Origin of the sequence: Saccharopolyspora kobensis, assembly GCF_900108315.1 — a bacterium.
Taxonomy (GTDB): Bacteria; Actinomycetota; Actinomycetes; order Mycobacteriales; family Pseudonocardiaceae; genus Saccharopolyspora; species Saccharopolyspora kobensis.
The window spans coordinates 517,352-539,739 of the sequence record NZ_FNVB01000002.1 but is presented as its reverse complement, the minus strand read 5'-3'; the positions used below and the strand labels follow the sequence as shown (position 1 = coordinate 539,739).

Genomic DNA, 22,388 nt, shown 5'->3' with positions numbered 1-22,388 from the left:
GCGCGCGTCAGGAGATGGACCGCAGCGGGCGGCGCAGGCGCTCCAGGGCCTGCGCGGTCGGTTCGTCGGCGGGGTGGAGGACGACGAGCTGCTGGGCGTCGGCGGGGAGTTCGAGGGTCTCCCGCAGCAGCCGGAGCCGGTGCCCGGCCGGGTGGCCGAGGCGCAGCGCTGCGCGTTCCGGCACGACGTGGCGCTTCAGCCGCCGGGTGAAGTCGGGCCCGGCGATGGGGGAGAGCTCGGCGGTGAGCCACTCGGAGTTCTCGACGGAGGGCGCCAGCCACAGGTCGAAGGCCTGCTCGTCGGCGATGTCGTCCCAATCGGCGAAGAACGTCCGGGCGCGGGGATCGGTGAAGACGTACCGCGTGAGGTCGGGCCGGTCGGCCTCGAGCAGCCCGATGCCGCTGGTGATCGCTTCGAATCCGCTGTTGCGGGCCAGGACGTCGCCGAGCCGGTTGGTCACGATGGCGATCCCGGGTTCGAGGAGCTGGACCGTCCGCAGCACCGGCGCTCGCACGTGCCGGGGCGGCGGTGCGGGCCGCAGATCGGCGGAGCACGTGCTGCCGGTCAGCTTCGCGAGGTAGCGCAGGTGGTTCCGCTCCGAGAGCGCCGGACCGAGCGCGTCCGCGAGCGCGTTGACCACCGCGGCCGACGGATTGCGGTCCCGGCCCTGCTCGATGCGGGTCGGGTACTCGACGCTGATCCCGGCCCGCGCGGCGAGGTCTTGGCGGCGCAGACCGGGTGCCCGGCGCTGGCGGCGGGCCGGCAGCCCCAGGGACTCCGGCTGGGTGCTGTCGCGCTTGAACCGGACGAAGTCCCCCAACGGCGTGCCCATGCACGTGAGGATATGGCCGATTCCGCTGATTCCGAAGCGACGGGGGTGGCCCTGCCGGGGCCATCCAGAGCGTGGTCTGGTCGTCGGCGCGGCGGGACGCCACCGTGGTGGGCACGGAGAGCGGTCGCGATCCGCCGGTGATGTCCAGTGTGGACCGACCGGCTCTCCGCGTTGCCGGATGTCCGTCCACGGTGGTGGTTGTCGAGATGAGCGTGTTGGCGGGGACCGAGCGGCCGGGTTCCGGCCGGGTGCTGCTGGTGTGGGGATTGCTGGTGGTGGCCGCGAACCTCCGCCCGGCGCTGACCGGCGTCGGGCCGGTCCTGGATCGCGTGCAGGCCGATCTGGGGTTGGCTCCGGGCGCGGCCGGGTTGGTGAACGCGGTGCCGCTGCTGGCGTTCGCGGTGGTGTCGCCGGTGGTTCCGCGGCTGGCAGCGCGGTTCGGGCCGGAGCGGTTGCTCGGGATCGCTCTCGGGGTGCTGGCGTTGGGGATCGCGGTCCGGTGGTTCCCGGCCGTGGGCCCGCTGTTCGCAGGCACCGTGTTGATCGGGGCCGGGATCGCGGTGGGCAACGTGCTGCTGCCGAGCCTGATCAAGCGTGACCTCCCGACGTCGGTGGGGCTGCTCACCAGCGCGTACGCCACCGTGATGGGCGGTGTCGCCGCAGTGGCCTCCGGGCTCGCGGTGCCGATCGGCGAGGTCGCGCCGGGCGGGTGGGCCACCGCGCTGGGCTGCTGGATCGTGCTCGCCGCGGCAGCGCTGGCGCTGTGGCTCCCGCAGTGCAGAAGCCCGCGTGCTCTGGTGGAGGCGCCCAGGCCCCGGTTGCCGTGGGGATCGGCGCTGGCGTGGGCGGTCACGGCCTTCATGGGCCTGCAGTCGTTGGGCTTCTACGTCGCGGTGACGTGGTTGCCGCAGGTGTTCCAGGACGGCGGGATGAGCGCGGCGGCAGCGGGATGGCTGCTGTTCCTGTTCCAGGCGGTTGCGGTGCTGACCGGTTCGGCGGTGCCCGCGGTGCTGCGCGGAGCACGTGATCAGCGCGCGGTGTCGGTGGCCTGCTCGCTGGTCGTGCTGGTCGGCTACCTGGGGCTGCTGGTCATGCCGGGCTGGGCGGTGCTGTGGAGCTTCCTGCTCGGTCTGGGCGGCGGAGCTTGCCTCGTGCTCGCCTTGGCGTTTCTCGGTCTGCGCGCGCCGGATGCCGCCGGCGCGGGTGCGTTGTCGGCGATGGCCCAGTCGGTCGGCTACCTGCTGGCGGCGGTGGGGCCGGTTCTGTTCGGGCTGCTGCGCAGCACCGGTTCCGGGTGGCAGGCGCCGCTCGCGCTGATGTGCGTCACCGCGGCCGCACAGACCGCCGCCGCGGTGGTGGCCGGCCGGGGGACGGTGCCTCACCCGGACGGACGAGCATCGGCCTGACCAGCGGGGATTCTGCCGCCTCCGGTTGGCAAGTCCCCTGTTGCGGGGTATTGACGGCTTTTCTCCGCGGTCGCTATCGTGGCCCGCAATTGGGAACTTAGTTTCCGATTTCCCGCCGCCAGAATCGCCTTCGACCGAGGAGATGCCGATGAGGTGGCAGAACTGTGTCCGCGCGGCCGCCGTAGCCGCGACCCTGCTCATGACCGGCACCGCGGCCCAGGCCGCCGCGCCGGGGACGACGATCCCGGCTGAGCTGGAACCCGTTGCGCAGAACGGGGTTCTGTCGGTGTGCGGCATGACGCTGTGCAACGAGAGCGGGGCACCGGTGCAGCTGCGCGGGATGAGCACGCACGGCCTGCAGTGGTACAGCCAGTGCGTCAACGACGAGTCGCTGGACGCACTGGCCCAGGACTGGCAGGCCGACGTCCTCCGGATCTCCATGTACATCCAGGAAGGCGGCTACGAGGACGACCCGGCGAAGTTCACCGAGATGGTGAACAACTACGTCGAGGAGGCCACCGAGCGCGGCATGTACGCGATCATCGACTGGCACATGCTCGACCCGGGCGACCCGAACTACAACCTGGAGCGGGCCAAGACGTTCTTCACCGAGGTGGCCCAGCGCCACAAGGACAAGCCGAACGTCCTCTACGAGATCGCCAACGAGCCCAGCGGCGTCGAGTGGTCCGAGATCAAGAGCTACGCCGAGGAGCTGATCCCGGTGATCCGGGAGCAGGACCCGGACTCGGTGGTGCTGGTCGGCACCCGCGCCTGGTCGTCGCTGGGAGTGTCCGAGGGCGCCGACGAGAAGGAGATCGTCGACAACCCGGTCAACGCCGAGAACGTCATGTACACCTTCCACTTCTACGCGGCCTCGCACGGCGAGGAGTACCTGAACACGCTCTCCCGCGCGGCCGAGAAGCTGCCCATGTTCGTCACCGAGTTCGGCACTCAGGAGGCCACCGGTGACGGCGGCGACGACTTCGACATGGCGCAGCGCTACATCGACCTGATGGCCGAGAAGAACATCAGCTGGACCAACTGGAACTTCTCCGACGACTCCCGCTCCGGAGCGGTGTTCAAGGAGGGCACCTGCGACGCCGGCCCGTACCCCGGCACCGACCAGCTCAAGCCGGCCGGCGTGTGGGTGCGCGAACGGGTCGGGTGATCGCGGTGCGGCAGCTGCTGTGCACGGGGGTCGCGATCGCGGCGGCGGTGCTCCTGTCGGGCTCCGCGCTCTCGGCTCCGGCGACGTCGTGGGAAGCCGAAACCTCGCGCGGCACCTCGGTGTTCGAAGGCGTGGAGGAGAAGCCGGGCAGCGTCGAGGTCGTCGACGACCCGCTGGGCGAGCACGGTTCGGTGTACCGGCTGCACACCTCCGGTGAGCAGCAGGGTTCCGAGCGGGTCCGGGTGGAGACGCGCGGGCACCGCACGCCGGACGGCGACCGGCTGCGGTTCACCGAGGGCGACACCTACTACATCGGCTGGCGGTCGATGTGGGACCCGCTGCCCACGGCCGAGGGCGAGTGGGTCGCGCTGTGGCAGCTCAAGGACTACGGGCCCGGTGCGGCGACCCCGCCGCTGTCGCTGCGCGCCCGCGGTGACGTGCTGGACCTGGAGTACGCCGACCCGGACATGAAGACCACCCGGCTGTGGGAGGTTCCCATGCCCCGGGGGAGCTGGAACAGCTTCGTCATCGGCGTGCACGTCTCCAGCGATCCGGGCGAGGGCTGGGTCCGGTTCTGGTACAACGGCGAGGAGCAGCTCCTCAATGGACAGAAGCAGGTGCCGGCGGCCACCTTGCGCGCGGACTTCGTGACCGACAAGTGGGGCGTGTACCGGTCCGATGGTGTCCGCGGCGAGGCGACCGCCTACCTCGCCGACGCGAAGGTGGGCACCGGCTACGCCGATGTCGCGCCTCAGTCGGGCTCGCCCAGCGGGAGGGTGGTGAACGAAGCACCGAGGTAGTCCTGCTCGGTGCCGGGCCGGTTCGGCACCACCTCCGCGGCGTGGTCCTCAGCGTCGTCGCGGGGGTGGTAGCCGATCTGCTCGCCACCGGTGGGCGACAGCAGCCGCCGGGTGTTGCGGGAAACTCCCCACACCACCCGGAAACCGGGGGAGGGGGTGGTCAGGCAGGCCTCGAACAGCCGCCCGGCGTCGTCCGGGGACAGCCAGATCGACAGGTCCCGCTCGTCGTTGGGACGTGGTGTGCAGGCGCCGATGCGCAGGCAGATCACGTCCATGCCGAACCGGGAGTGGTAGAGGCTCCCCAGCGCCTCCATGGCCGCCTTGCTGAAACCGTAGTAGGTGTCCGGGCGGGGCGGTGCTTCGTCGGGGATGCCTTCATCGCCCGCGCCGGCGACGGGCAGGAAGCCGACGGCGTGGTTGCTCGATGCGAGGATCACCCGTGGCACGCCGGCTCTGCGCGCTGCTTCCAGGACGTTCCGGGTTCCGTCCACATTGGTCGAGAGGATTTCCTCCCAGGTGTGTTCCCTGCTGCGCCCGGCGAGGTGGATGACGGCGTCGACGCCTGCGCAGGCCTGCTGGACCGCCTCTGGGTCGGTGATCGCCGCGGTGCGCAGCTCGACGCGTTCGCCGGGTTCGGCGGCGGGCGGCGGCTGGATGTCGAGCAGGCGCAGGACGCGGTCCGGCCGCGCCAGGCGGGTGCGCAGCATCGCGCCGACCAGGCCTGCGGCGCCGGTGACAAGGATTCGTTGCGGCGGCATTGGTTCCTCCGTGGGTTGCACACCGCACACGGTAGACGGGGAGGTGGCCGGGGTGGGGGTTCGCTCCCGCCGCCAGACCTGAGCGAACCCCCGGTCGGTGAACGCGGATTCCGCGTCGCGCCCCGGACCTCGAACATGAAACTATGTCAGTATGTGAATTGTGTCAAGTATATGACTGACATTCGAATATGTGAATTCTGGTGAATGCGCGGCAAAACCGCGGCTGAACAATTCCACAGTGGACTGTTGGCGACCTGCTCCGGACGACGAACCGCCCCCGGAGGAAGGGCTCCTCCGGGGGCGGTCGTGGGGGGCGTCAGCTGTTGGCTTGGCGCAGCGTGCGCATCGCTTCAGCGAGGGCGGCCGAGTCGGCTTCGCCCAGCGGCGCCAGCACGTGCTTGCGCAGCACCTCGGCGGCGGTCTTGCGGGAGCGCTGGGCGATGTCCAGGCCGTGCTCGGTGAGCACCGCGTAGGTGACGCGGCGGTCGGTCTCGCACGGCTCGCGGCGGATCAGGCCGGCCTTGGCCATCCGGTCGGCGACCTTGGTGAAGCCGCCGCTGCTGAGCGCGGCCTCGTGCGCGAGCTTGGTCATCGGCATCCGGTGCTCGGGGGAGCGCACCAGGCGCAGCAGGATGTCGAAGGATGCCGGGGCGAGCTCGAACTCCTCGGCGATCGCGGCGGTCAGCTTGCCCTGGGTGACGTGGTAGCCCTCGATGACCAGGCCCCACCAGGTGATGATCTCGTCGTCGTCGGTGCGCGGGTCCGGGCGGGTGCTGCTCACTGCTGCTCCTCGGTGACGGGTGTTGCTGCAGACAGTCTACTCCTGAAACGTTCGAACGGAAGTCTCTTGCCAGAAAGAATGACGGTTGTTGCCATCTTTCTGGCAAGAGGCCTTGCGCATGTGTGACCTACGCCCCTCTCCTGTGCTTTAGTGGGTGCCAAGCACTTTAGAAGCCCTAAAGTGATCCTCGTCTGGACGCGAGAGGACGGATCATGACCGACGGAGTCGCCGGAACCGCTGCTGAGAACCTCGCGAAGGCCGAGGCGTTGCGCGCCCGCACCGCACTGGCCGGGCGGTGGTACAGCTGGTACCTGGTGGTGCTCGGCCTCGTTTCCGCCGCCGAGATCACCCTCGTCGAGACCGTGTTCGCGGAGGGGTTCGCCCGCTATCTGGTCATCGGCGCGTGGTCGGCGTGCCTGGTGCTCGGTTCGTGGTGGGCTGCGCGGCGCACGGCCTTGCCCATCAAGGCGGGCTCCTGCCTGATAGCGGCGATCGCGGTGTGGTTCGGCGCCTACCTGCTCCTGGTCGGCCCGCTGGTGCGGTGGCAGTTCGGCACCGAGCTGCTGCCGTGGGCGATGGCCGCTCTCGGCCTGTCGGTCCCGTTCTTCATCGCGGCAGCGGTGAGCAGGATGCTCCGATGAACCACCCGCGGCGCGAGCTCGACCCGGTCATCCACTCCCCGGTGCGCTTCTCCGTGGTGGCGGCGCTCAGCGGCGTGGAGCAGGCGGAGTTCCGGTTCATCCGCGACACCGTCGAGGTCAGCGACTCGGCGCTCTCGCAGCACGTGGCGGCACTGGAACAGGTCGGCTACGTCAAGGTCACCAAGGGCAGGGCGGGCCGCCGCGCGAAGACCTGGCTCGCCCTGACCGAAACCGGCAGGAGGGCCTTCACCCACCACCTCGCGGTGCTCAACCGGATCGCGACCGAGCCGCCCCAGCCGCCAGCTGAATCCTGAGCGGGGCGCAGTTGTCCGCCACCCGGGTCAGAGGTGGGCGATGGCGGTGATGATCAGGGAGTTCTCGACCAGCCAGCGGCCGGCGAAGCTCGTCAGCGGCGAGCCGGTGCGGTCCGCTCCCGGCTTGAGCGGCTCAGCGGTGAAGGTGCCGCCGGGGTCCAGGCGCAGGCGGGCGTCCTCGAAGCCCAGCCACTCGCCGGTGATCGGGTACCAGGTCTTGTAGACCGTTTCCTTGCAGCTGAACAGGATCCGGTCCCAGTGGCGTGCCGGGTCCGCCGCGGACAGCTCGGTCAGGTGGGTGCGCTCGTCCGGCAGCGACACCGCGTCGAGCACGCCGTCGGGGAGCGCTTCGTGCGGTTCGGCGTCGATGCCGAGCGACTGCACCTTCTCCTGGTGGGCGACGACCGCGGCCCGGTAGCCCGCGCAGTGCGTGATGCTGCCGACGATCCCGGCCGGCCACTGCGGGGCTCCGCGCTCACCGGGCAGCACCGGCACCGGCGCGATGCCGATGCGGCCCAGCGCCTGGCGCGCGCACCAGCGGGCGGTGGTGAACTCCCGGCGGCGCTTGCCCACCGCGCGCGCGATGACCGCCTCCTCCTCCGGGAACAGGTCCGCCCCGGGCGGATCGGTGACCGTCTCCACGCAGCTGACCTCGGCGGGCAGCAGTCGTTCGATCACGCTCGACCACCCGCCGCCATCGCCCGAACGTCGAGGTCAGCGGCCTCGGGGCGCACGTGCCACATCGGCATTCCCAATCTGTGGAGTTGGTTTACACGCCCGCTGGCACCCGGTTACGGTCAGCGGCATGATCCGGACGGTGTCCCTGACGACACGAGGTTACGTCGACTTCGTGCGCGTGTCCTCAGCCCTCTGTCGCCGGTAGTGATCTCCTCCGCGCGCGATCGCCGCGCGGTCACCTTCTCCCATCCCGCGCGCGCGTGCCGACGTGCGCGTCGCCCGCGCGGCCCACCACCGGCCGCGCCATGCCCTCATGCCCTGCGGAGAGTGCCGATGACCACGTCCACCGAACTCGCACCCAGCCGGGACCCGATCGCCGTCACGACCGTGCAGACCCGCACGGCACGGCGCGAGAGCCGTGTTCCCCGTTGGCTTTTCAAACTCGCCAGCCCGATCGCCCTGGTGGTGCTCTGGCAGGCGCTGAGCAGCTCCGGCGTGCTCAGCGACGACACCCTGGCCTCGCCCGCGACGGTGCTGAGCACCGCGGGCGAGATGTGGGCCGAAGGCCGGTTGCAGGAGGCGATCGCCGCTTCGATGCAGCGGGTCGGCGCTGGCCTGGCGATCGGCGTGCTCGCCGCCGTGGTGCTGGCCACGCTGTCCGGGCTGTTCCGGCGCGGTGAGGACATCATCGACGCGCCGATGCAGATGCTGCGCACGGTGCCGGTGATCGGCCTGATCCCGCTGCTGATCATCTGGTTCGGCATCGGCGAGCAGCCCAAGATCGTGCTGATCGCGCTGGCCGTGACCTTCCCGCTCTACATGAACATCTACGGCGGGATCCGCAACGTCGACGCCGCGCTGGTCGAGGCCGCCAAGACGCTCGGCCTGGGCTGGTTCGCCCAGATCCGGCACGTCATCCTGCCCGCGGCGATGCCCAACGCCCTGGTCGGGCTGCGCTACTCGCTCGGTTCGGCGTGGCTGGCGCTGGTGTTCGGCGAGACCATCAACGCCACCGCGGGCATCGGCTACGAGATGAACATGGCCCGGGAGTTCTTCCAGACCGACGTGATCGTGGTCTGCCTCGTGCTCTACGCACTGCTCGGCCTCGTCGCCGACTTCATCGTCCGACTTCTGGAGAGGATCGTGCTGGCATGGCGACCGGCGTTTCGGGGAGCGTAGTGAAACCGGCCGCGGTGCGCGGCCTGACCAGGAAGTTCGGCGACCGCACGGTGCTCGGCGGACTGGACCTGGAGATCGAGCCCGGCCAGTTCGTGGCGCTGCTGGGGCCCAGCGGGTGCGGCAAGAGCACGCTGCTGCGCATCCTGGCAGACCTCGACCGCGAGGTCAGCGGCGACGTCGAGGTGGCGGTGCGGCGCGCGGTGGCCTTCCAGACGCCGCGGCTGATGCCGTGGAAGCGCGTGTGGCGCAACGTGGTCCTCGGCCTGCCCGGTCGCCCGGACAAGGAGCGGGCCGTCGCGGCGCTGGCGGAGGTCGGCCTGGAACACCGGGTCGAGGTGTGGCCGAAGGTGCTCTCCGGTGGTGAGGCGCAGCGCGCGTCGCTGGCGCGCGCCCTGGTGCGGGAGCCGGATCTGCTGCTGCTCGACGAGCCCTTCTCGGCGCTCGACGCGCTCACCCGGATCAAGGCCCAGCAGCTCGTCGGCGAGCTCTGGCAGCGGCACGGCTGCGCGATCCTGCTGGTCACGCACGACGTCGAGGAGGCGCTCCTGCTGGCCGACCGCGTACTGGTGATGCGCGACGGGTGCATCGGCTTCGACCAGGTGCTGGACCTGGAGCGCCCGCGGGACGTGAGCGATCCGGCGTTCCTGGCGCTTCGCGCGGAACTGCTGTCCTGGCTCGGCGTCGGTGAGGGGAGCGCACGATGACGGTGGAGTTCATCGGGATGATCGGGGCGCAGCACGTCTCGGAGATCCACGCGGCGGCCGGGCCACCGGTCGACCCGGCGTTCCTGCGCGAGTTCGCCCGGGCCCACGAGGACGCCGGGTTCGACCGGGTGCTGATCGGCTACGGGTCGAGCAGCCCGGAGAGCACCCAGCTGGCCGCGCACGCCGCGGCGCACACCGAGCGGCTGGGCTTCCTCATCGCGCACCGCCCCGGTTTCGTGGCGCCGACCCTGGCCGCGCGCACCTTCGCCACCGCCGACCAGCTCACCGGCGGCCGCATCGCGGTGCACATCATCACCGGTGGAGACGACGCCGACCAGCGGCGCGACGGCGACTACCTGTCCAAGGAGCAGCGCTACGCGCGCACCGACGAGTACCTGGAGATCCTGCACCGGGTGTGGACGGCGGAAGGCCCGGTCGGCCACGACGGGGCGCACTACCGCTTCGAGGACTACAACGCCACCGTGAAACCGGTGCAGCAGCCGAGGATTCCGCTCTACTTCGGCGGATCGTCGGAGGCAGCCCACCGGGTGGGCGGCAAGCACGCCGACGTGTTCGCGCTGTGGGGCGAGCCGCTGGCGCAGACCGCCGAGCAGATCGCCGCGGTCCGGGCGGCGGCCGAGGCGGCGGGGCGCACCGAGCCGCCGCGGATCAGCGTGTCGTTCCGGCCGATCCTCGGCGCCACCGAGGAACAGGCGTGGGACCGCGCGCACCGCGTGCTGGACCGGATCAGGGCCGCGCGCGGTGGGCTCGCGTCGTTCACCGGCCCGAAGACCCTCCACCCCGGCCAGCAGGTGGCCAACGTCGGCTCGCAGCGACTGCTGGCGGCAGCGGCGGCGGGGGAGCGGCACGACCGTGCACTGTGGACGCCGACGGCGGCGGCGACGAACGCGGCGGGCAACTCCACCGCGCTGGTGGGCACGCCGGAAACCGTTGCGGCGGCGCTGCTCGACTACGTCGACATCGGCGTCACGACACTGCTGATCCGCGGCTACGACCCGTTCGAGGACGCGGTGGACTACGGGCGCGAGCTGATCCCGCTGGTGCGCCAGGAGCTCTCCCGCCGCGAAGCTGCCTAGCCGGACCGCGCGGCGGACTCCCGCCGAGAATCAGCGATTTCCATTGAAATCAGACGTCCAATTTCCATTGAATTCGCGGTCCCGGGCACGCACCGGGTGACTGCCGCGACTGCGGTACCTGGTCTGCGGGGACTGGAGGCAGGTGTGATGCGAACGATCAGAGCTCTGCTCGCGGTGTTGACCGCCGCGCTGCTGGCGGCGACCGGATGCGCCAAGGAGGACTCAGCCGGCTCGTTGTCCGATGTCACGCTCGTGCTGGGCGATCAGGCGGGCGGCCTGCGGGCCAGGGTGGAGGCCTCGGGAGCCTTCGACGACGCGCCCTACCGCATCAAGTGGGCCAACTTCCAAGGCGCGGCACCGCTCTTCGAGGCCATGCGCTCCGGCGACGTGGACACCGCCACCGCCGCCGACGCGCCCACCGTGCAGGCGATCGCGGGCGGCGTTCCGGCGCGACCGGCGCTGGCGACAGCGGCATCGCCGAGTTCCACGGCGATCATCGTGCCGCCGGGATCGCCGATCCGCACCGTGGCGGACCTGCGCGGCAAGCACCTCGTGGTGTCCACGGCACCGGGCGCCGTCTCGCACTACACCGCGCTGGGCGCGTTGGAGGAGGCCGGGCTCACCCCGCAGGACGTGCAGCTGACGTTCAGCCTGCCCACCGATGCGCAGGCCGGGTTCAGCGCCGGGCACATCGACGCCTGGGCCACCTTCGACCCGTACCTGGCGATCGCCGAGCACGCGGGAGCGCGCGTGCTCCGCGACGGGGAGGGCATCAACGGCCGCAACGGCATCCTGTCCGTGTCGGCCGCTGCGGCCGCGGACCCGCTCAAGCGCGAAGCGCTGGCCGACGCGCTGCGCCGTTTCGAGGCGGCGTGGCGGTGGAGCGACGAGAACCCCGCGGAGTACCAGCGCGTCTACGAGAAGCTGACGTCGCTGGACCCGCCGGTCGCGCGGCAGATCCTCACCCGGACCAAGCAGGAGGTCCGGCCGCTGGGCGACGACGTCGTCGGAGCGCTGCAAGCCGTCGCGGACCGCTACCTGGCGGCGGGCGTGCTCCGCGAGCCGGTCGACGTGGCCGCGGCGTGCGAGCGCGACCTGTACCGGGCGGGGTGAGGTGACGATGAGCAGGTGGTACCCGACCGGGGCGATCCGCGGCACCATCGCGGTGCTTGCGGGCAGGGGCGAGACACCCGCCCTCTACGAGCGGTTCGGCCGCCGCCTCGCCGCCGACGGCTACGCGGTGGTGCTGCCGGATCCCGACAGCGATCCGGCGGACTGGTTCGAGCCGGGAGCGGCGCGGTTCCTGGCAGGCACCGACACCGGCGCCCTGCGCGCCTGGCAGCTCGCACCGCACGCCGAACCGGACGGCTTGATCCTGGTGGGCACGCCGCTGGCCGCGGGGCGGCCGCCCGCCGACCGCGCCGAGGAGATCGGACTGCGCACGTCCTGCCCGGTGCACCGCGAACTGCTGCGGAACGACCCCGGTTTCCGGTGGGGGCAGCTGACCGATGTCGTGCCCGAGCCACCGGAGCACCTGCCCGAGGTGCCGACCCTGCTGCTGCACGGCAACGCCGACGCCATCGCGCCGGTCGCTCCGGTGGCCGCGCTCGCCGCTCTCCTCCCGCAGAGCTCGCTGGCGGTGTTCGAGGAGGGCGTGCACGACGTCCTCAACGACCAGCACCACCGCAGCGCCGCCGCCCGGATCGTCCTGTTCTGCGAGGAGATCGCCAAGGGCGCCGTGCTGCTGCCGGAGGTGCACAAGCCGCGCCGGTCCGCTCCGGTGCAGGTATCGGCCCGGGTGGACTACTCCCTGCGCGCGTTGCGCGAGCTGGCCGGGCGCGCCGGCCCGGTCAAGTGCGCCGTCATCGCGCGCGAGCAGCGGATACCGCTGAACTCGCTGGTCAACCTGATGATCGAGCTGCGTCGAGCGGGCCTGGTCAGCAGCCGGCGCGGCTGCGACGGCGGGTACTGGCTGGCCAGGGGAGCGGAGCAGATCACGATCGGGGAGGTTGTGCGCGCGGTGGGCGGTGGGGTTACCTCGGTGCACAGCGGTTCACCCGATGCCGGCGTGTGGCGCGAACTGGACCGGCGGGTCGCCGACTTCCTCGGCCAGGTGCCGGTGGTCGCGGGCCCGGTGAACGAGGAAGGACGCAGATGACCCAGCACGACGCTTTCCACCCGGACCTGTCCACGCCGGTGCCCGAGGAGCAGCGCGCCGCGCTGCGCACCCGGCTGCACCACGTCCGGGCCGCCGACCTGGACAAGAACACCGCGCAGACCGAGGGCATGCGGCGGCTGGCCGCGATCAGCGGTGACCTGGTCGGTTCGGAGCGGATCTGGATGGGCGAGACCCACGTGGCCCCGTCGACGGCCTCGGACAACCACCACCACGGCGAGTCGGAAACGGCGATCCACGTGGTCAGCGGCAACCCGGAGTTCGTCTTCCACGACGGCACCGAGGAGGTCCGCATCAAGACCGAGCCGGGCGACTACATCTTCGTCCCGCCCTTCGTCCCGCACCGCGAGGAGAACCCGGACCCGGACAACCCGGCGGTGGTGGTGATCGCCCGCAGCACCCAGGAAGCGGTCGTGGTCAACCTCCCCGAGCTCTACCACCTCGACCCGGAGGGCTGAACCGGACCTCAGTACGCGAGTTCGCCGATGCCGCCGTCGACGCGCAGCACGGTGCCGGCGGTGTAGGCGGACTCGTCCGAGGCGAGGTAGACGGCTGCCTTGGCCATCTCGGTGGCGGTCCCGATGCGGTGCAGGGGCACGGTCCGCCGGAACTCCTCGTAGAGCTCTGCTTGGCGCTCGGCGCCGAGCGGCTTGAGCGCGTCGGTCGCGGTCGGCCCCGGGCTCAGCCCGTTGACGCGGATGCCGCGGTCCTTCAACTCGTAGGTCAGCCCGCGGGCGTAGGAGAGCAGGCCCGCCTTGGCGGCGCCGTAGACGGTCGCGTTCTCGTGCCCGACGAAGGCGGAGACCGATCCGACGAGGATCACCGAGGACTGCTGCGAGAAGAGCGGCAGCAGGGCTTTGACCAGGAAGAACGGCGCCTTGAGGTTCGTGGCGACGAGCCTGTCGAACGCCTGCTCGGTCCACGCCTCGATCGGCAGGTGGGTGACGTCGGCGGCGTTGCTCATCACGATGTCGAGCTTCGGCCACTCGTCCTGCAGTCTGGCTGCGAGCGCTGCTTGCCCGGGCACGTCACCGGCGTCGCTGACGACGGGCAGCACCGGCCCGCCCAGTCGGCGCGCGGCCTCGTCCAGCCTTTCCCGCGAGCGACCGGTGATCGCGACGGTCGCTCCCTCGGCGAGGAACTCCCGTGCCGTCGCGAAGCCGATGCCGCTCGTCCCGCCGGTGATCAGCGCGTGCTTTCCCGCTAAACGACTCATGGTTCTGGTTCTCCTCACGGCGCGCCAAGGCGCGTACGGGGTGGCGCGGGGTGTCCTTCGGCTGCACTGCGCCACATCCGCGCCGGGACGACTTCTGTGCAAGCGTTCAAGAAGTGACGTGAGCGAAGCTACCGACTTCTTGAACGCGCTGTCAAGAAGTCGTAGGGTCGCAGGCGTGGCACGGACCGGACGCCCCCGCGAGTTCGACAAGGACGAGGTGCTGGCGCGCGCGCTCGAACTGTTCTGGTCCCGGGGCTACGGGGCGACATCGATCCAGGAGCTGGTCGACGCGCTGGGCGTCGAACGCGGCAGCCTCTACGGGACGTTCGGCGACAAGCGCCGCTTCTACCTCGACGCCGTCCGGCTCTACTGGGACGTCTACGAGCGGCACCTGGTCGCCGCGCTCGACACCACCCCGCTGCTGCCCGCGCTCCGCGAGATCCTGACCCACCCCGCGCGCCTGGACGAGCTGATCTCCGACGTGGGTGTCCCGCAGGGCTGCCTGGTCGGCAACACGACCGCCGAACTCGTGCCGCACGACAGCGAAGCCACCGAAGTCGTCGCCCGCTCGTACCGCCGGTTCACCGACGTCCTCACCGACGCGCTGCGCCGCGGGCAGGCCGCCGGGGAAGTCACCGACAGCGCCCGCCCCGAGGCCCAAGCCCAGCTGCTGCTCTACGTCGTCCAAGGGCTTTCCCTCGTGTCGAGGGCGGGGCTCGACCGGACCGCGGCGCTGGCCGCGATCGACACCGCGGTCGACGCGTTGCGGGCCTGACCGCGAACCGGCCAACCTCTGCGCCCGCGGCGCGCTGGCCCGACGAAGCCCGGTGTTCGCTCGACCGGGTGGCGGCAGGAATGGGTGCGGAGCGAGGGGCGTTGACCGTGGACATGGCGGACAAGGACGTGGAGTTCAGCCCCACGAGCTGGGTGCAGGAGCAGACCAAGAGAATCCTCGAGACCGGGACCACCGAGGGCATCGAGATCCAGGGATCGCCGATCGTGCTGATGACGCTGCGCGGCGCGAAGAGCGGCAAGCTGCGCTACACCCCGGTGATGCGGGTGGAGCACGAGGGCAGGTACGCGGTGGTGGCGTCCAAGGGCGGTGCTCCCGAGCATCCCACCTGGTACTACAACATCAAGGCCCACCCCGAGTTCCAGTTGCAGGACGGGACCGTGACCAAGGACTTCGTCGCACGCGAGGTCGAAGGCGCGGAACGCGCCGAGTGGTGGGAGCGCGCGGTCGCGGCCTACCCGGCCTACGCCGAGTACCAGGAGAAGACCGACCGGCAGATCCCGGTCTTCGTCCTCGAACCCAAGTGAACCCCAGCGGTGGAGGACGCCTTCGAAGCAGAAGGCGTCCTCCACCGCTTTCCACCCCTCGATGGTGCGGCTGCTGCTCTTCCTGCGCCCTGAGCGCGCGCAGCACCTCAGTTGTTCTGACGACGACCTCGTGCCAACGCTGTTCCCTCCGATGATCTCGGAACTGCGCCGAGCATGGCTTCGTCGGCCGATTACGAGACATTTTCGCGGACAAGCGAGAAGGAAGCGTTCTGCGTGTCGGTGATCTCTGGTCGAGCGGGTGTGCAGGCTGGAACATCCCGCGCCACGACCTGCGAGCGCGCGCACCGGTGCTGCGCGGCGCGGTTGGTTCGTTCGTGTGGTGTGCGGAGCTGCTGTCGGGGGAGGCGGCGGTCGTGCGGGTGACTGCGGTGGCGCGGTGCGATACGGCTGGGACATTGAGAATCGTTGCCGGATGGCGATTTTCCGGTCCGTATCGAGGAGTCGATCGCATGTCGATTGTGGAGAAAAGCTCGAATGTCGAGACGCAGCACGGGGATTTCGCCGCGGCTGTGGAGGCGTTGCTGGACAGCCCTGAGCTCGAGGGCGTCTACAACGACACCCGGGAGTGCGCAAGCCTGGTGCTCGGGATAGGGCGTGCTTTTCTGTCCCCGCCTCCGCCGCGGCCGAGGCACTGACAAATGGGGGAGCGCGTGAACAACCCGTCGGTGGCGCTGGCTGAAGCCGTGGCGGAGCTGGCCCGGGTGGTGGTCGGCGGGCTGCAGGACGCAGCCCCCGACTCCGGGGCAGCCCCGTCGGTGCCGGTCGGCGCGAGCGATCCGGTGTGGGTGGCGGCGGGCCGGGTGCTGGGGGCGGACCTGCTCGCCCCGAGCACCCTGCTCGGGCGCCCTCCTTCGGGTTCCGGGGTCGAGCTGCTGGGGGAGGCCGTCCGCGCGTTTCCGCCCGCGGCCGGCTCGGTGTGCAGCGGGTGGACGCACTGGGGTGCGCGGGCCGCGCTGCAGCACGCGATGGGTGATCACCGTCGAGGCGCGGGTGGGGAGCCCGAGGTGAACTGGGTGGCAGCGCGGCCGTGGGCGCAGTTGGCCCACGAGCTCGCGCAGCTGGCGATGCTGGCCGGGTTCCCGGCTTCAGCGCTGACCGCTGCCGTGGCCGACAGGGTGGAGGACGTGGCGCGGGGTTTCGTCCGCGCGGTTCGCCGCCGCGATTGGCCGCAGGCGGCCGGTGTCGGCCGCTGGCTGGCCGCGGTCGCCGGTGTTCCGGACTCGCTCGGGCTCGACGCCGGTGTGGAGTTCGTGGGGCTGATGGGCGCGGGCGACGCGCGGGTGGCGTTGCACGTGCGCGCGGCGCAGATCCTGCGGCGAGGCGTTGCTCGATGAACGGCGCGGACCTGACCGCGATCGCGCAGGCGGCCCTGCGCTGGCTGGATGCGAACCGGGAGCACTTCCGGTTGCCCGCCGACCCCGCCGATCCGCAGCACTCCCGGGACCGCACCCTGCGGCCACTGGCCGAACTGGCTCAGCTGTCCACCGTGATCGCCCGACTCAGCTCACCTGGCTCGCCGGTGCACGTGCGGGCGCGGGCGCTGTTCGACTTCGCCTGGCGCGAGACCGGAGAGGGCGAGGTGCTGGCCGCGCTGGCACGCCGGGAGCCACACGCCACGTATCCGCTGGAGATGTACGCGGCGTTCGCCGATGCGGGTCGACGTCACACCGGGCTGGACGCGCAGTTGCGCCAGATCACGCGGACCCGGGCCTGGCGCTCCGCCGAGCAGCAGCCGTCCCGGACCCTGGCCGTGTTGCACGCCGAACAGGTCCTCGGTCTGCCGCCGCACTGCGACCCGGCGGCGGTTCGAGAGCGGACGTGGCTGGGCGGCGTGGCCGAACCGTGGTCGTTCACCGCTCCCGAGGGCTACGCCGTCACTCACACGGTCTTCCATCTGACCGACTGGTGCACCAGTTCGGCCGGGCTGCCACCGGAGATCGGCGAATACCTGCGCCTGTGGCTTCCGGCGTGGCTGTCCTGCACCGTCGACGCAGGCCAGTGGGATCTGACCGGCGAACTGCTCGCCGTGGCTTCAGCACTGCCTCGCCCGCCGGATTCGGGGGAGTACTGGGCGGCGCTGGCGGCCGCCCAAGCCGCTGACGGAAGCGTCGCCGAGACCAGCGAGCTCGCCGGGGGCCCGCGCAGCTTCCCGCACTGCTACCACGCCACCCTCGTCACCGCGTTCAGCGCCGTGCTGACCGCGCGGCTGAGCGCAGCCGCCGCACCGACTCCCGAGAAGACCTCGATATGACCACTGTGGACAACGATCTCGCCGCGGTGCTGCACCGGGTCGGGGCCGGTGCGCTGAACCGGCTTTCCGAGCACCGCGAGCACTTCCGGATCCGCCTGCACCACGACAGCCCGCCGCACGAGATCAAGCCGCGGTTCAAGCCCGTCGGGGAACTGGCGGTCATCGGCAGTGCGCTGTTGCGCGAAGGCGTGGCCGGCACCCGGCAGGCCGCGCAGGTCACGCGGCTGCTCGACTTCGCCTGGCAGGAGGCGCTAGACGGCGGCGAACTCTTGGCCTGGCTGCAACGTGACGAACCGATGTCCCCGATACCGCTGGAAACCTACGTCGCGTTCCGCGAACTGGGGTATCGCCACCGCGGGATCGAGGCACACGCCCGGCTGATCAACGGCACCGGTAGCTGGCACGCCTTGGAGGCGCTGCCGAACCGGCGGTTGGGGATCATCGGCTCGGCCGCCGCCGTCGGACTGGGGCAGGCCGACGTCGCCGCCGCGACACGGCGGACCTGGCTGGGGCAGCGGCCTGAGCCATGGACGGTCGACTACCACGTGGCCTACGACATCACTCACACGGTTTACCACCTCACCGACTGGGGCGGGAAACTGGACCGATTGCCCACCGACATCGCCGACTACCTCGCGTTGTGGTTGCCAAGCTGGATCGACGAGTGGGCCGCCCGGAAGCACTGGGACCTGCTCGGCGAACTCCTGGTCGTCGACGCCTGCCTACCCCGTCCGGTGCTCGATGCCGCGATCTGGCGGCGCTACGCCGCCGCGCAGTCCCCGCAGGGCGCCATGCCCGTCCAGCGAACGATGCCCACCGGCGACGCCGCCGCCGTTTTCGACCTCGTGCACCACCCGACGCTGGTCGCTGCGCTCGCTTCGGTGATGGCCACCTCGCGCGCCATGGGCGCGCTGGTCGGTCCGGCACCATGACCACACCGCTGACGTGCTGGACCCGCGCGTGCTGACCGCGTCGATCGTGTGGTTGCCGTCGAGGGCGGCCTGCGCTGCGCCACCAGGTGCGTGCCGTGTCTGCTTCGCTGCACAGCCGGTGGTGGCCGAGTTGGATCACGGCAGACTTCTCCGCGCCGCGGGTCAGGCCTACCCGGGTCCAGGAGTTCGAGGTGACGTCGGCGAGTCCGATCCGGCGGTGGTCCGGCGCAGGAAGAGGAGCAGTGCCGCTTGTGCGGTGATCACTCGACGCGGTGGTTCGCCCGAGTGTCAAGTGAGAGGTGATCGCTGCTTCGCGGTGCGGGCCGGGACCGTTGCGGCCAGCAGCTCGTAGGCCTCGTGCTCGGTGTCGAGGACTTCCCGGGTCCGGGGGTTGCGGTGCCGGGGTTCGCCGTCGGCGACCGCGTGGGCGTTGCGGAGCGCGAAGAGCGCGCGCATCAGGCGCGCCCGGGATTCGGCCACAGTGGACTCGTCCGCTTCGCGGAGCTGCCGCTGGGCTTCGCGGCATCCGGTGAGGGCCGCGCTCAGCCGGCGCGCGGACTGCCGGTTGATCAGGATCAGGCTCACCGCCGCGGCGATCAGCGCGCCCAGGACCGTCGTGGCGATGCGCTCGACGATCAGCTCGTCGTGCGCCGCCGGATTGCTCAGCGAGGCCAGGCCGAGGGCCAGCGGCGTGACGAACAGCAGGCCCAGCGCGTAGTTGGCCTGGACGAACAGCTCGGCGATCAGCTGGCAGACCACCACCAGCACCAGGATGGCCAGCGGGCTCGGCTGGAAGCCGAACATCGCGAACGCCAGCACCGCCCCGCCGAGCGTTCCGGTCATGCGCTGCACCGTGCGGTGCCAGGTCGCCGTGGCGTTGGTCGACTGCAGGACCGCGCTGGCCGACACCACCGCCCAGTAGGCGTGGTCGAGCCCCACCGCGAGGGTGATCAGCCCGGCGAGCAGGCACGAGAGCAGCATCCGCCCCGCGTTCGGCAGGAACGGCGAGATCCGCGCCGACCACGGCGCACCGGCGTGCCGGGAGTTCCACGGGAACTGCGGTGCGGTGGCCGGGCGCGGGATGCGGCCGCGGTGGAGCTTGCGGGCGAGTTCTCGCAGGTGCGCCGCTTCGGCGGGGTGGTGGAGCAGGTGCTCGGCGTCGGCCAGGTGGGCGCGGAGCGCGGTGATGGTGCGGCTGTTGCCGCGCAAGGTCGCGAACGCCCGGTGCGCCGCGAGGTGCGCGCGGTGGCGGGTGGCGGGGTTCGGTGAGTCGAGGTGATCGGCGATCGCCACCAGCGCGCGAGCCGTCGCGACGCGGTGCGGGCCGGTCGGGTGCAGCAGGTTGCCGAGCAGGCTCAGCGCCACCGACAGCGCTGCGGAGGCCGCCATGATCCCGATGTGCGGGCCCACGCCCGACCAGTCGTGCGCGGCGTAGGCGGCGGCACCGGCGGCGAAGACGAACATCAGGCCGCCGGGCGGGCCGAAATCCAGCACGTCGGAGGCCAGCTTGCCCACCGTGGCGATCGCGGTGAGCACCAGGACCCCGATGAGCGCGTTGCCGGTGGCGGCGGCGATCATCGTTGCCGTGGCCACGCTCACGACCAGTCCCAGCGCGATGAGCGGGAGCAGGCGTGCGCGGCGGGACCAGGTGTCGACCCGGCAGTACAGCGACGTGAACGCGCCGAACGCGGCGAAGGGCACGAGATCCGGGTGGCCGATCGCCACCAGCACCGCGATCGGGGCGCCGAACGACACTCCGACCCGCAGCGCGGGAGCCACCACACCACCGACCGTCGGCGTGTACCGGAGCGCTTCGCGGACGCGCAGCGCTCGGCGCAGGCGGGTCAGGGCGGATTCGGGCTTCGCGCGGTCGGCAGGAACGTTCACTAGTAAAATATTACCAGATGATTTACTCGTGAAGGAGTGCGCCGGTGGACGACGCAGTCGCACGGATCAGCGCGCAGTGGCGCGCGCAGTGGCCGGATCTCGACATGTCCCCGATCGACGTGATCGGCCGGGTGCGGCGGCTCGCGGCGCTGATCAACCAGCTCGACGCCGCGGCGTTCGCCGAGACCGGTCTGTCGCGGATGGAGTTCGAGGTGCTCAGCGCGCTGCGGCGGGCCGACGGGGGACTGCGGCCCAGCCAGCTCACCAGGGAGACGTTGTCCTCCGGCGCGGCCACCACCAAGCGGCTCGCCCGGCTGGAGGCCGAAGGGCTGATCAACCGCACCGCCTCCCGGCGCGATCGCCGGGAGGTCGACGTGCACCTCACCGAACGCGGCCGGGAGCTGATCGACCGGCTCTTCCCGGATCACCTCGACCGGGAGCGGCAGCTGCTCGAGCCGCTGGAGGCCGGCGAGCGCGAGCAGCTGGGCGCGCTGCTGGCCAAGCTGCTGGGCTCGCTCGACGGGGTCGCCCGGTGACCGCGCGCTGCCGGCGAGGCGTGCGCTGGGGCGACGGTTCGATGCGATAAAGTTCTCCGGTTCTTCAACGAGAACATCCCGCGACCAGGCGAGCGCGGCGTGATCGGCCGATCACGCACCGGTGATCCACGTCGGTCGCCTGATCGAGAGGACTCCAGTTTGGCCACGGTGCGGTTCAAATCCGGCCATCCTGCGCTCGACCTCGGCGAACTCCCGGACCGGCTGCGCGGTTTCGTGGTGCGGCGCTCGCGCGCCATCACGATCGCGTCGGTGCCGCTGCTGGCCCTCTCCTTCGTCCTGCTGCTCGTCATGCGGCGCGCCGGGCTGGACGACGGCTCGGCCATCGACTACCAGGTCTACCGCTGGGCCGTGCACACCTGGCTGGCGGGCGGCGACATCATGAACACCGCGCCGACGGTCAGCATCGGCCGCGTGCTGCCCTGGGTGTACCCGCCGTTCGCGCTGCTGCCGCTGCTGCCGTTCGCGCTGCTGCCTTTCGTCGCCGGGCTGGCCGCGCTCTACCTCGTCGACATGCTCGCCATCGGCGCGGCGCTGTACCTGGTCACGCGGCACATGTGGGCGGCCGTCGGGCGGCGCGGCGCGCTGGCGGTGGCCATGGCCCTGCTGCCCTGGACGCTGTTCCTGGAGCCGGTCTACGCCTCCTTCGGCCTCGGCCAGATCAACATCCTGCTGATGGGCCTGGTCATCGTCGACTGCCTGGCGATCAACCCGCGCTGGCCGCGCGGCATGCTGATCGGCGTCGCCGCGGCGATCAAGCTCACACCCGCCGCCTTCCTGCTGTTCCTGCTGTTCCGCAAGGACTTCCGCGCCGCGGTGGTCGCCGTGCTGACCGGTGCCTTCGGCACGCTGGTCGGTTTCGCGCTGAACTACTCGGCCGCGGTGGAGTACTGGTTCGGCAAGGGGCCGGCGAGCGGGGTGAGCGGTTCGGCCTTCCACACCAACCAGTCGATCATGGGCGGGCTGGCCCGCTTGGAGCTCGCGCCGTCGGTGCAGAACGGGTTGTGGGTGCTGCTCTCGCTGGCTTGCGTGGCCGTGGTGGCCTTCGCGGTCCGGCGCACCGAGCCGGTGCTGGGCGTGGTGGCCACCGGGCTGCTCGCGCTGCTGATCTCGCCGACGTCGTGGTCGGACCACTGGGTGTGGTGCGCCCCGGCGCTGCTGGTGCTGCTCGGCTACTCCGTTCGGTTGCGCAGCCTGGGCTGGCTCGCCGTCGCCGCGCTCACCTCGGTGACCGTGCTGGCGGCCGTGTTCAAATCGTTGCCGTCCGGTCCTCCGTGGACGCCGGTGCAGCACTTCTTCGGCAATCCGTACCTGCTGCTGGGCCTGCTGTTGCTGGCGCTGCTGGGACTTTTCGTCCGGAATCGGACGATTGCGAGTACTCCCGAGGACCCGTCGGTACTCGTGGACGACCGGGTTCGGCCCGAGCCGCGCTGAGCCCGCGACCTCCGGGGGCCGCCGCGAGCCGGCCGCTCCCGGAGGCGGAACCCGTTGGCGATCGGGTGATTCCTGCCCCGAGTGCTGCGAAAACGCCTGTTCTGAACCGAATCCGAGGGTGTTCGGCAGGGCTTCGCCGTCACCGCAAGAAGATCGTGAACAACGCCACTCGATGCGCCCGGCAGTCGCGTATGGACGGTGTCGTGGTGCAGAATTCCCCGAGCTCGCAGGGATTGCGA

General features: G+C 71.1%; 25 protein-coding genes. 19 read left to right on the top strand and 6 right to left on the bottom strand.

Annotated features, from left to right (window positions below):
- Nucleotides 1-7: 7 nt before the first annotated feature.
- A complete protein-coding gene (locus C4T78_RS02375; RefSeq protein ID WP_093347738.1) occupies nucleotides 8-832 on the bottom strand; it encodes a helix-turn-helix domain-containing protein in 825 nt (274 codons plus the stop codon).
- Nucleotides 833-1,038: 206 nt separating this feature from the next.
- Between C4T78_RS02375 and C4T78_RS02370 the strand changes: the two genes are divergently transcribed.
- The 3 genes from C4T78_RS02370 (at nucleotide 1,039) to C4T78_RS02360 (ending at nucleotide 4,206) form a co-directional block, all read left to right on the top strand.
- The gene (locus C4T78_RS02370) at nucleotides 1,039-2,238 is read left to right on the top strand and encodes an MFS transporter (RefSeq protein ID WP_093347740.1); all 1,200 of its coding nucleotides are present in this window, start codon (nucleotides 1,039-1,041) and stop codon (nucleotides 2,236-2,238) included.
- A 148-nt stretch (nucleotides 2,239-2,386) separates the two neighbouring features.
- Nucleotides 2,387-3,406, top strand: coding sequence for a glycoside hydrolase family 5 protein (locus C4T78_RS02365; RefSeq protein WP_093347743.1), 1,020 nt, complete (start codon nucleotides 2,387-2,389; stop codon nucleotides 3,404-3,406).
- A gap of 5 nt (nucleotides 3,407-3,411) precedes the next feature.
- Nucleotides 3,412-4,206: a heparin lyase I family protein gene (locus C4T78_RS02360; protein ID WP_177247422.1), complete on the top strand. Its 795-nt coding sequence runs from the start codon at nucleotides 3,412-3,414 to the stop codon at nucleotides 4,204-4,206.
- Here the strand turns inward: C4T78_RS02360 and C4T78_RS02355 are convergent.
- A complete protein-coding gene (locus tag C4T78_RS02355) occupies nucleotides 4,158-4,964 on the bottom strand; it encodes an NAD-dependent epimerase/dehydratase family protein (protein WP_093347746.1) in 807 nt (268 codons plus the stop codon). The two genes, C4T78_RS02360 and C4T78_RS02355, sit on opposite strands and share 49 nt — an antisense overlap.
- Before the next feature lie 316 nt (nucleotides 4,965-5,280).
- Nucleotides 5,281-5,745 (bottom strand): MarR family winged helix-turn-helix transcriptional regulator, encoded by a 465-nt coding sequence (locus C4T78_RS02350; protein ID WP_093347747.1) that lies wholly within the window; start codon nucleotides 5,743-5,745, stop codon nucleotides 5,281-5,283.
- 212 nt (nucleotides 5,746-5,957) lie between these two features.
- Here C4T78_RS02350 and C4T78_RS02345 point away from each other — a divergent pair, with 212 nt between their 5' ends.
- Together C4T78_RS02345 and C4T78_RS02340 are read left to right on the top strand one after the other, a co-directional pair.
- Entirely contained in the window at nucleotides 5,958-6,386 is a 429-nt protein-coding gene (locus C4T78_RS02345) for a hypothetical protein (RefSeq protein WP_093347748.1), read from the top strand.
- Nucleotides 6,383-6,700 (top strand): winged helix-turn-helix domain-containing protein, encoded by a 318-nt coding sequence (locus tag C4T78_RS02340; protein ID WP_093347751.1) that lies wholly within the window; start codon nucleotides 6,383-6,385, stop codon nucleotides 6,698-6,700. The genes C4T78_RS02345 and C4T78_RS02340 overlap by 4 nt, the downstream gene beginning before the upstream one ends.
- Nucleotides 6,701-6,727: 27 nt before the next feature.
- Here the strand turns inward: C4T78_RS02340 and C4T78_RS02335 are convergent, their stop codons facing one another.
- Nucleotides 6,728-7,378 carry a 4'-phosphopantetheinyl transferase family protein gene (locus C4T78_RS02335; protein ID WP_093347753.1) on the bottom strand — a complete coding sequence of 217 codons (651 nt, stop codon included), beginning with the start codon at nucleotides 7,376-7,378 and terminating at the stop codon, nucleotides 6,728-6,730.
- A 333-nt stretch (nucleotides 7,379-7,711) separates the two neighbouring features.
- On the opposite strand from C4T78_RS02335, the gene C4T78_RS02330 reads away from it, so the two are divergent.
- From C4T78_RS02330 to C4T78_RS02305, 6 genes are all read left to right on the top strand, one after another.
- Entirely contained in the window at nucleotides 7,712-8,557 is an 846-nt protein-coding gene (locus tag C4T78_RS02330; protein ID WP_093347756.1) for an ABC transporter permease, read from the top strand.
- The gene (locus tag C4T78_RS02325; RefSeq protein WP_093347757.1) at nucleotides 8,530-9,261 is read left to right on the top strand and encodes an ABC transporter ATP-binding protein; all 732 of its coding nucleotides are present in this window, start codon (nucleotides 8,530-8,532) and stop codon (nucleotides 9,259-9,261) included. The genes C4T78_RS02330 and C4T78_RS02325 overlap by 28 nt, the downstream gene beginning before the upstream one ends.
- Entirely contained in the window at nucleotides 9,258-10,358 is a 1,101-nt protein-coding gene (locus C4T78_RS02320; RefSeq protein WP_093347758.1) for an LLM class flavin-dependent oxidoreductase, read from the top strand. The genes C4T78_RS02325 and C4T78_RS02320 overlap by 4 nt, the downstream gene beginning before the upstream one ends.
- Before the next feature lie 147 nt (nucleotides 10,359-10,505).
- Entirely contained in the window at nucleotides 10,506-11,471 is a 966-nt protein-coding gene (locus tag C4T78_RS02315; RefSeq protein WP_093348583.1) for an ABC transporter substrate-binding protein, read from the top strand.
- A 7-nt stretch (nucleotides 11,472-11,478) separates the two neighbouring features.
- A complete protein-coding gene (locus C4T78_RS02310; protein WP_093347759.1) occupies nucleotides 11,479-12,516 on the top strand; it encodes an Rrf2 family transcriptional regulator in 1,038 nt (345 codons plus the stop codon).
- Nucleotides 12,513-12,992, top strand: a complete 480-nt coding sequence (locus C4T78_RS02305; RefSeq protein WP_093347760.1) for a cupin domain-containing protein — start codon at nucleotides 12,513-12,515, stop codon at nucleotides 12,990-12,992. The genes C4T78_RS02310 and C4T78_RS02305 overlap by 4 nt, the downstream gene beginning before the upstream one ends.
- A gap of 8 nt (nucleotides 12,993-13,000) precedes the next feature.
- Here the strand turns inward: C4T78_RS02305 and C4T78_RS02300 are convergent, their stop codons facing one another.
- Nucleotides 13,001-13,750: an SDR family oxidoreductase gene (locus C4T78_RS02300; RefSeq protein WP_093347761.1), complete on the bottom strand. Its 750-nt coding sequence runs from the start codon at nucleotides 13,748-13,750 to the stop codon at nucleotides 13,001-13,003.
- A gap of 175 nt (nucleotides 13,751-13,925) precedes the next feature.
- Between C4T78_RS02300 and C4T78_RS02295 the strand changes: the two genes are divergently transcribed.
- The 6 genes from C4T78_RS02295 (at nucleotide 13,926) to C4T78_RS02270 (ending at nucleotide 18,274) form a co-directional block, all read left to right on the top strand.
- Nucleotides 13,926-14,525, top strand: coding sequence for a TetR/AcrR family transcriptional regulator (locus C4T78_RS02295; RefSeq protein ID WP_093347764.1), 600 nt, complete (start codon nucleotides 13,926-13,928; stop codon nucleotides 14,523-14,525).
- Nucleotides 14,526-14,638: 113 nt separating this feature from the next.
- Nucleotides 14,639-15,070, top strand: coding sequence for a nitroreductase family deazaflavin-dependent oxidoreductase (locus tag C4T78_RS02290; RefSeq protein WP_093348585.1), 432 nt, complete (start codon nucleotides 14,639-14,641; stop codon nucleotides 15,068-15,070).
- Between the two features lie 470 nt (nucleotides 15,071-15,540).
- The gene (locus tag C4T78_RS02285) at nucleotides 15,541-15,726 is read left to right on the top strand and encodes a hypothetical protein (RefSeq protein ID WP_093347766.1); all 186 of its coding nucleotides are present in this window, start codon (nucleotides 15,541-15,543) and stop codon (nucleotides 15,724-15,726) included.
- A gap of 3 nt (nucleotides 15,727-15,729) precedes the next feature.
- A complete protein-coding gene (locus C4T78_RS02280) occupies nucleotides 15,730-16,425 on the top strand; it encodes a hypothetical protein (RefSeq protein WP_218161468.1) in 696 nt (231 codons plus the stop codon).
- The gene (locus C4T78_RS02275) at nucleotides 16,422-17,342 is read left to right on the top strand and encodes a DUF6895 family protein (RefSeq protein WP_093347773.1); all 921 of its coding nucleotides are present in this window, start codon (nucleotides 16,422-16,424) and stop codon (nucleotides 17,340-17,342) included. Before C4T78_RS02280 ends, C4T78_RS02275 begins: the two co-directional genes overlap by 4 nt.
- A gap of 26 nt (nucleotides 17,343-17,368) precedes the next feature.
- Nucleotides 17,369-18,274 (top strand): DUF6895 family protein, encoded by a 906-nt coding sequence (locus tag C4T78_RS02270; RefSeq protein WP_235863081.1) that lies wholly within the window; start codon nucleotides 17,369-17,371, stop codon nucleotides 18,272-18,274.
- Nucleotides 18,275-18,562: 288 nt separating this feature from the next.
- Here C4T78_RS02270 and C4T78_RS02265 read toward each other — a convergent pair whose 3' ends face one another.
- Nucleotides 18,563-20,161 (bottom strand): FUSC family protein, encoded by a 1,599-nt coding sequence (locus C4T78_RS02265; protein ID WP_093347777.1) that lies wholly within the window; start codon nucleotides 20,159-20,161, stop codon nucleotides 18,563-18,565.
- 44 nt (nucleotides 20,162-20,205) lie between these two features.
- On the opposite strand from C4T78_RS02265, the gene C4T78_RS02260 reads away from it, so the two are divergent.
- Together C4T78_RS02260 and C4T78_RS02255 are read left to right on the top strand one after the other, a co-directional pair.
- On the top strand, nucleotides 20,206-20,697 hold the full coding sequence (locus tag C4T78_RS02260) for a MarR family winged helix-turn-helix transcriptional regulator (protein WP_235863082.1): 492 nt from the start codon (nucleotides 20,206-20,208) through the stop codon (nucleotides 20,695-20,697).
- A gap of 168 nt (nucleotides 20,698-20,865) precedes the next feature.
- A complete protein-coding gene (locus C4T78_RS02255; RefSeq protein ID WP_235863083.1) occupies nucleotides 20,866-22,149 on the top strand; it encodes a glycosyltransferase family 87 protein in 1,284 nt (427 codons plus the stop codon).
- The last annotated feature ends 239 nt before the right edge of the window (nucleotides 22,150-22,388 follow it).

Coding starts and splice junctions, on each gene's coding strand:
- C4T78_RS02340 (WP_093347751.1), top strand. CDS start 6,383: ATGAACCACCCGCGGCGCGAGCTCGACCCGGTCATCCACTCCCCGGTG.
- C4T78_RS02330 (WP_093347756.1), top strand. CDS start 7,712: ATGACCACGTCCACCGAACTCGCACCCAGCCGGGACCCGATCGCCGTC.
- C4T78_RS02375 (WP_093347738.1), bottom strand. CDS start 832: ATGGGCACGCCGTTGGGGGACTTCGTCCGGTTCAAGCGCGACAGCACC.
- C4T78_RS02285 (WP_093347766.1), top strand. CDS start 15,541: ATGTCGATTGTGGAGAAAAGCTCGAATGTCGAGACGCAGCACGGGGAT.
- C4T78_RS02325 (WP_093347757.1), top strand. CDS start 8,530: ATGGCGACCGGCGTTTCGGGGAGCGTAGTGAAACCGGCCGCGGTGCGC.
- C4T78_RS02310 (WP_093347759.1), top strand. CDS start 11,479: ATGAGCAGGTGGTACCCGACCGGGGCGATCCGCGGCACCATCGCGGTG.
- C4T78_RS02365 (WP_093347743.1), top strand. CDS start 2,387: ATGAGGTGGCAGAACTGTGTCCGCGCGGCCGCCGTAGCCGCGACCCTG.
- C4T78_RS02315 (WP_093348583.1), top strand. CDS start 10,506: ATGCGAACGATCAGAGCTCTGCTCGCGGTGTTGACCGCCGCGCTGCTG.
- C4T78_RS02370 (WP_093347740.1), top strand. CDS start 1,039: ATGAGCGTGTTGGCGGGGACCGAGCGGCCGGGTTCCGGCCGGGTGCTG.
- C4T78_RS02305 (WP_093347760.1), top strand. CDS start 12,513: ATGACCCAGCACGACGCTTTCCACCCGGACCTGTCCACGCCGGTGCCC.
- C4T78_RS02300 (WP_093347761.1), bottom strand. CDS start 13,750: ATGAGTCGTTTAGCGGGAAAGCACGCGCTGATCACCGGCGGGACGAGC.
- C4T78_RS02280 (WP_218161468.1), top strand. CDS start 15,730: ATGGGGGAGCGCGTGAACAACCCGTCGGTGGCGCTGGCTGAAGCCGTG.
- C4T78_RS02290 (WP_093348585.1), top strand. CDS start 14,639: ATGGCGGACAAGGACGTGGAGTTCAGCCCCACGAGCTGGGTGCAGGAG.
- C4T78_RS02275 (WP_093347773.1), top strand. CDS start 16,422: ATGAACGGCGCGGACCTGACCGCGATCGCGCAGGCGGCCCTGCGCTGG.
- C4T78_RS02345 (WP_093347748.1), top strand. CDS start 5,958: ATGACCGACGGAGTCGCCGGAACCGCTGCTGAGAACCTCGCGAAGGCC.
- C4T78_RS02355 (WP_093347746.1), bottom strand. CDS start 4,964: ATGCCGCCGCAACGAATCCTTGTCACCGGCGCCGCAGGCCTGGTCGGC.
- C4T78_RS02320 (WP_093347758.1), top strand. CDS start 9,258: ATGACGGTGGAGTTCATCGGGATGATCGGGGCGCAGCACGTCTCGGAG.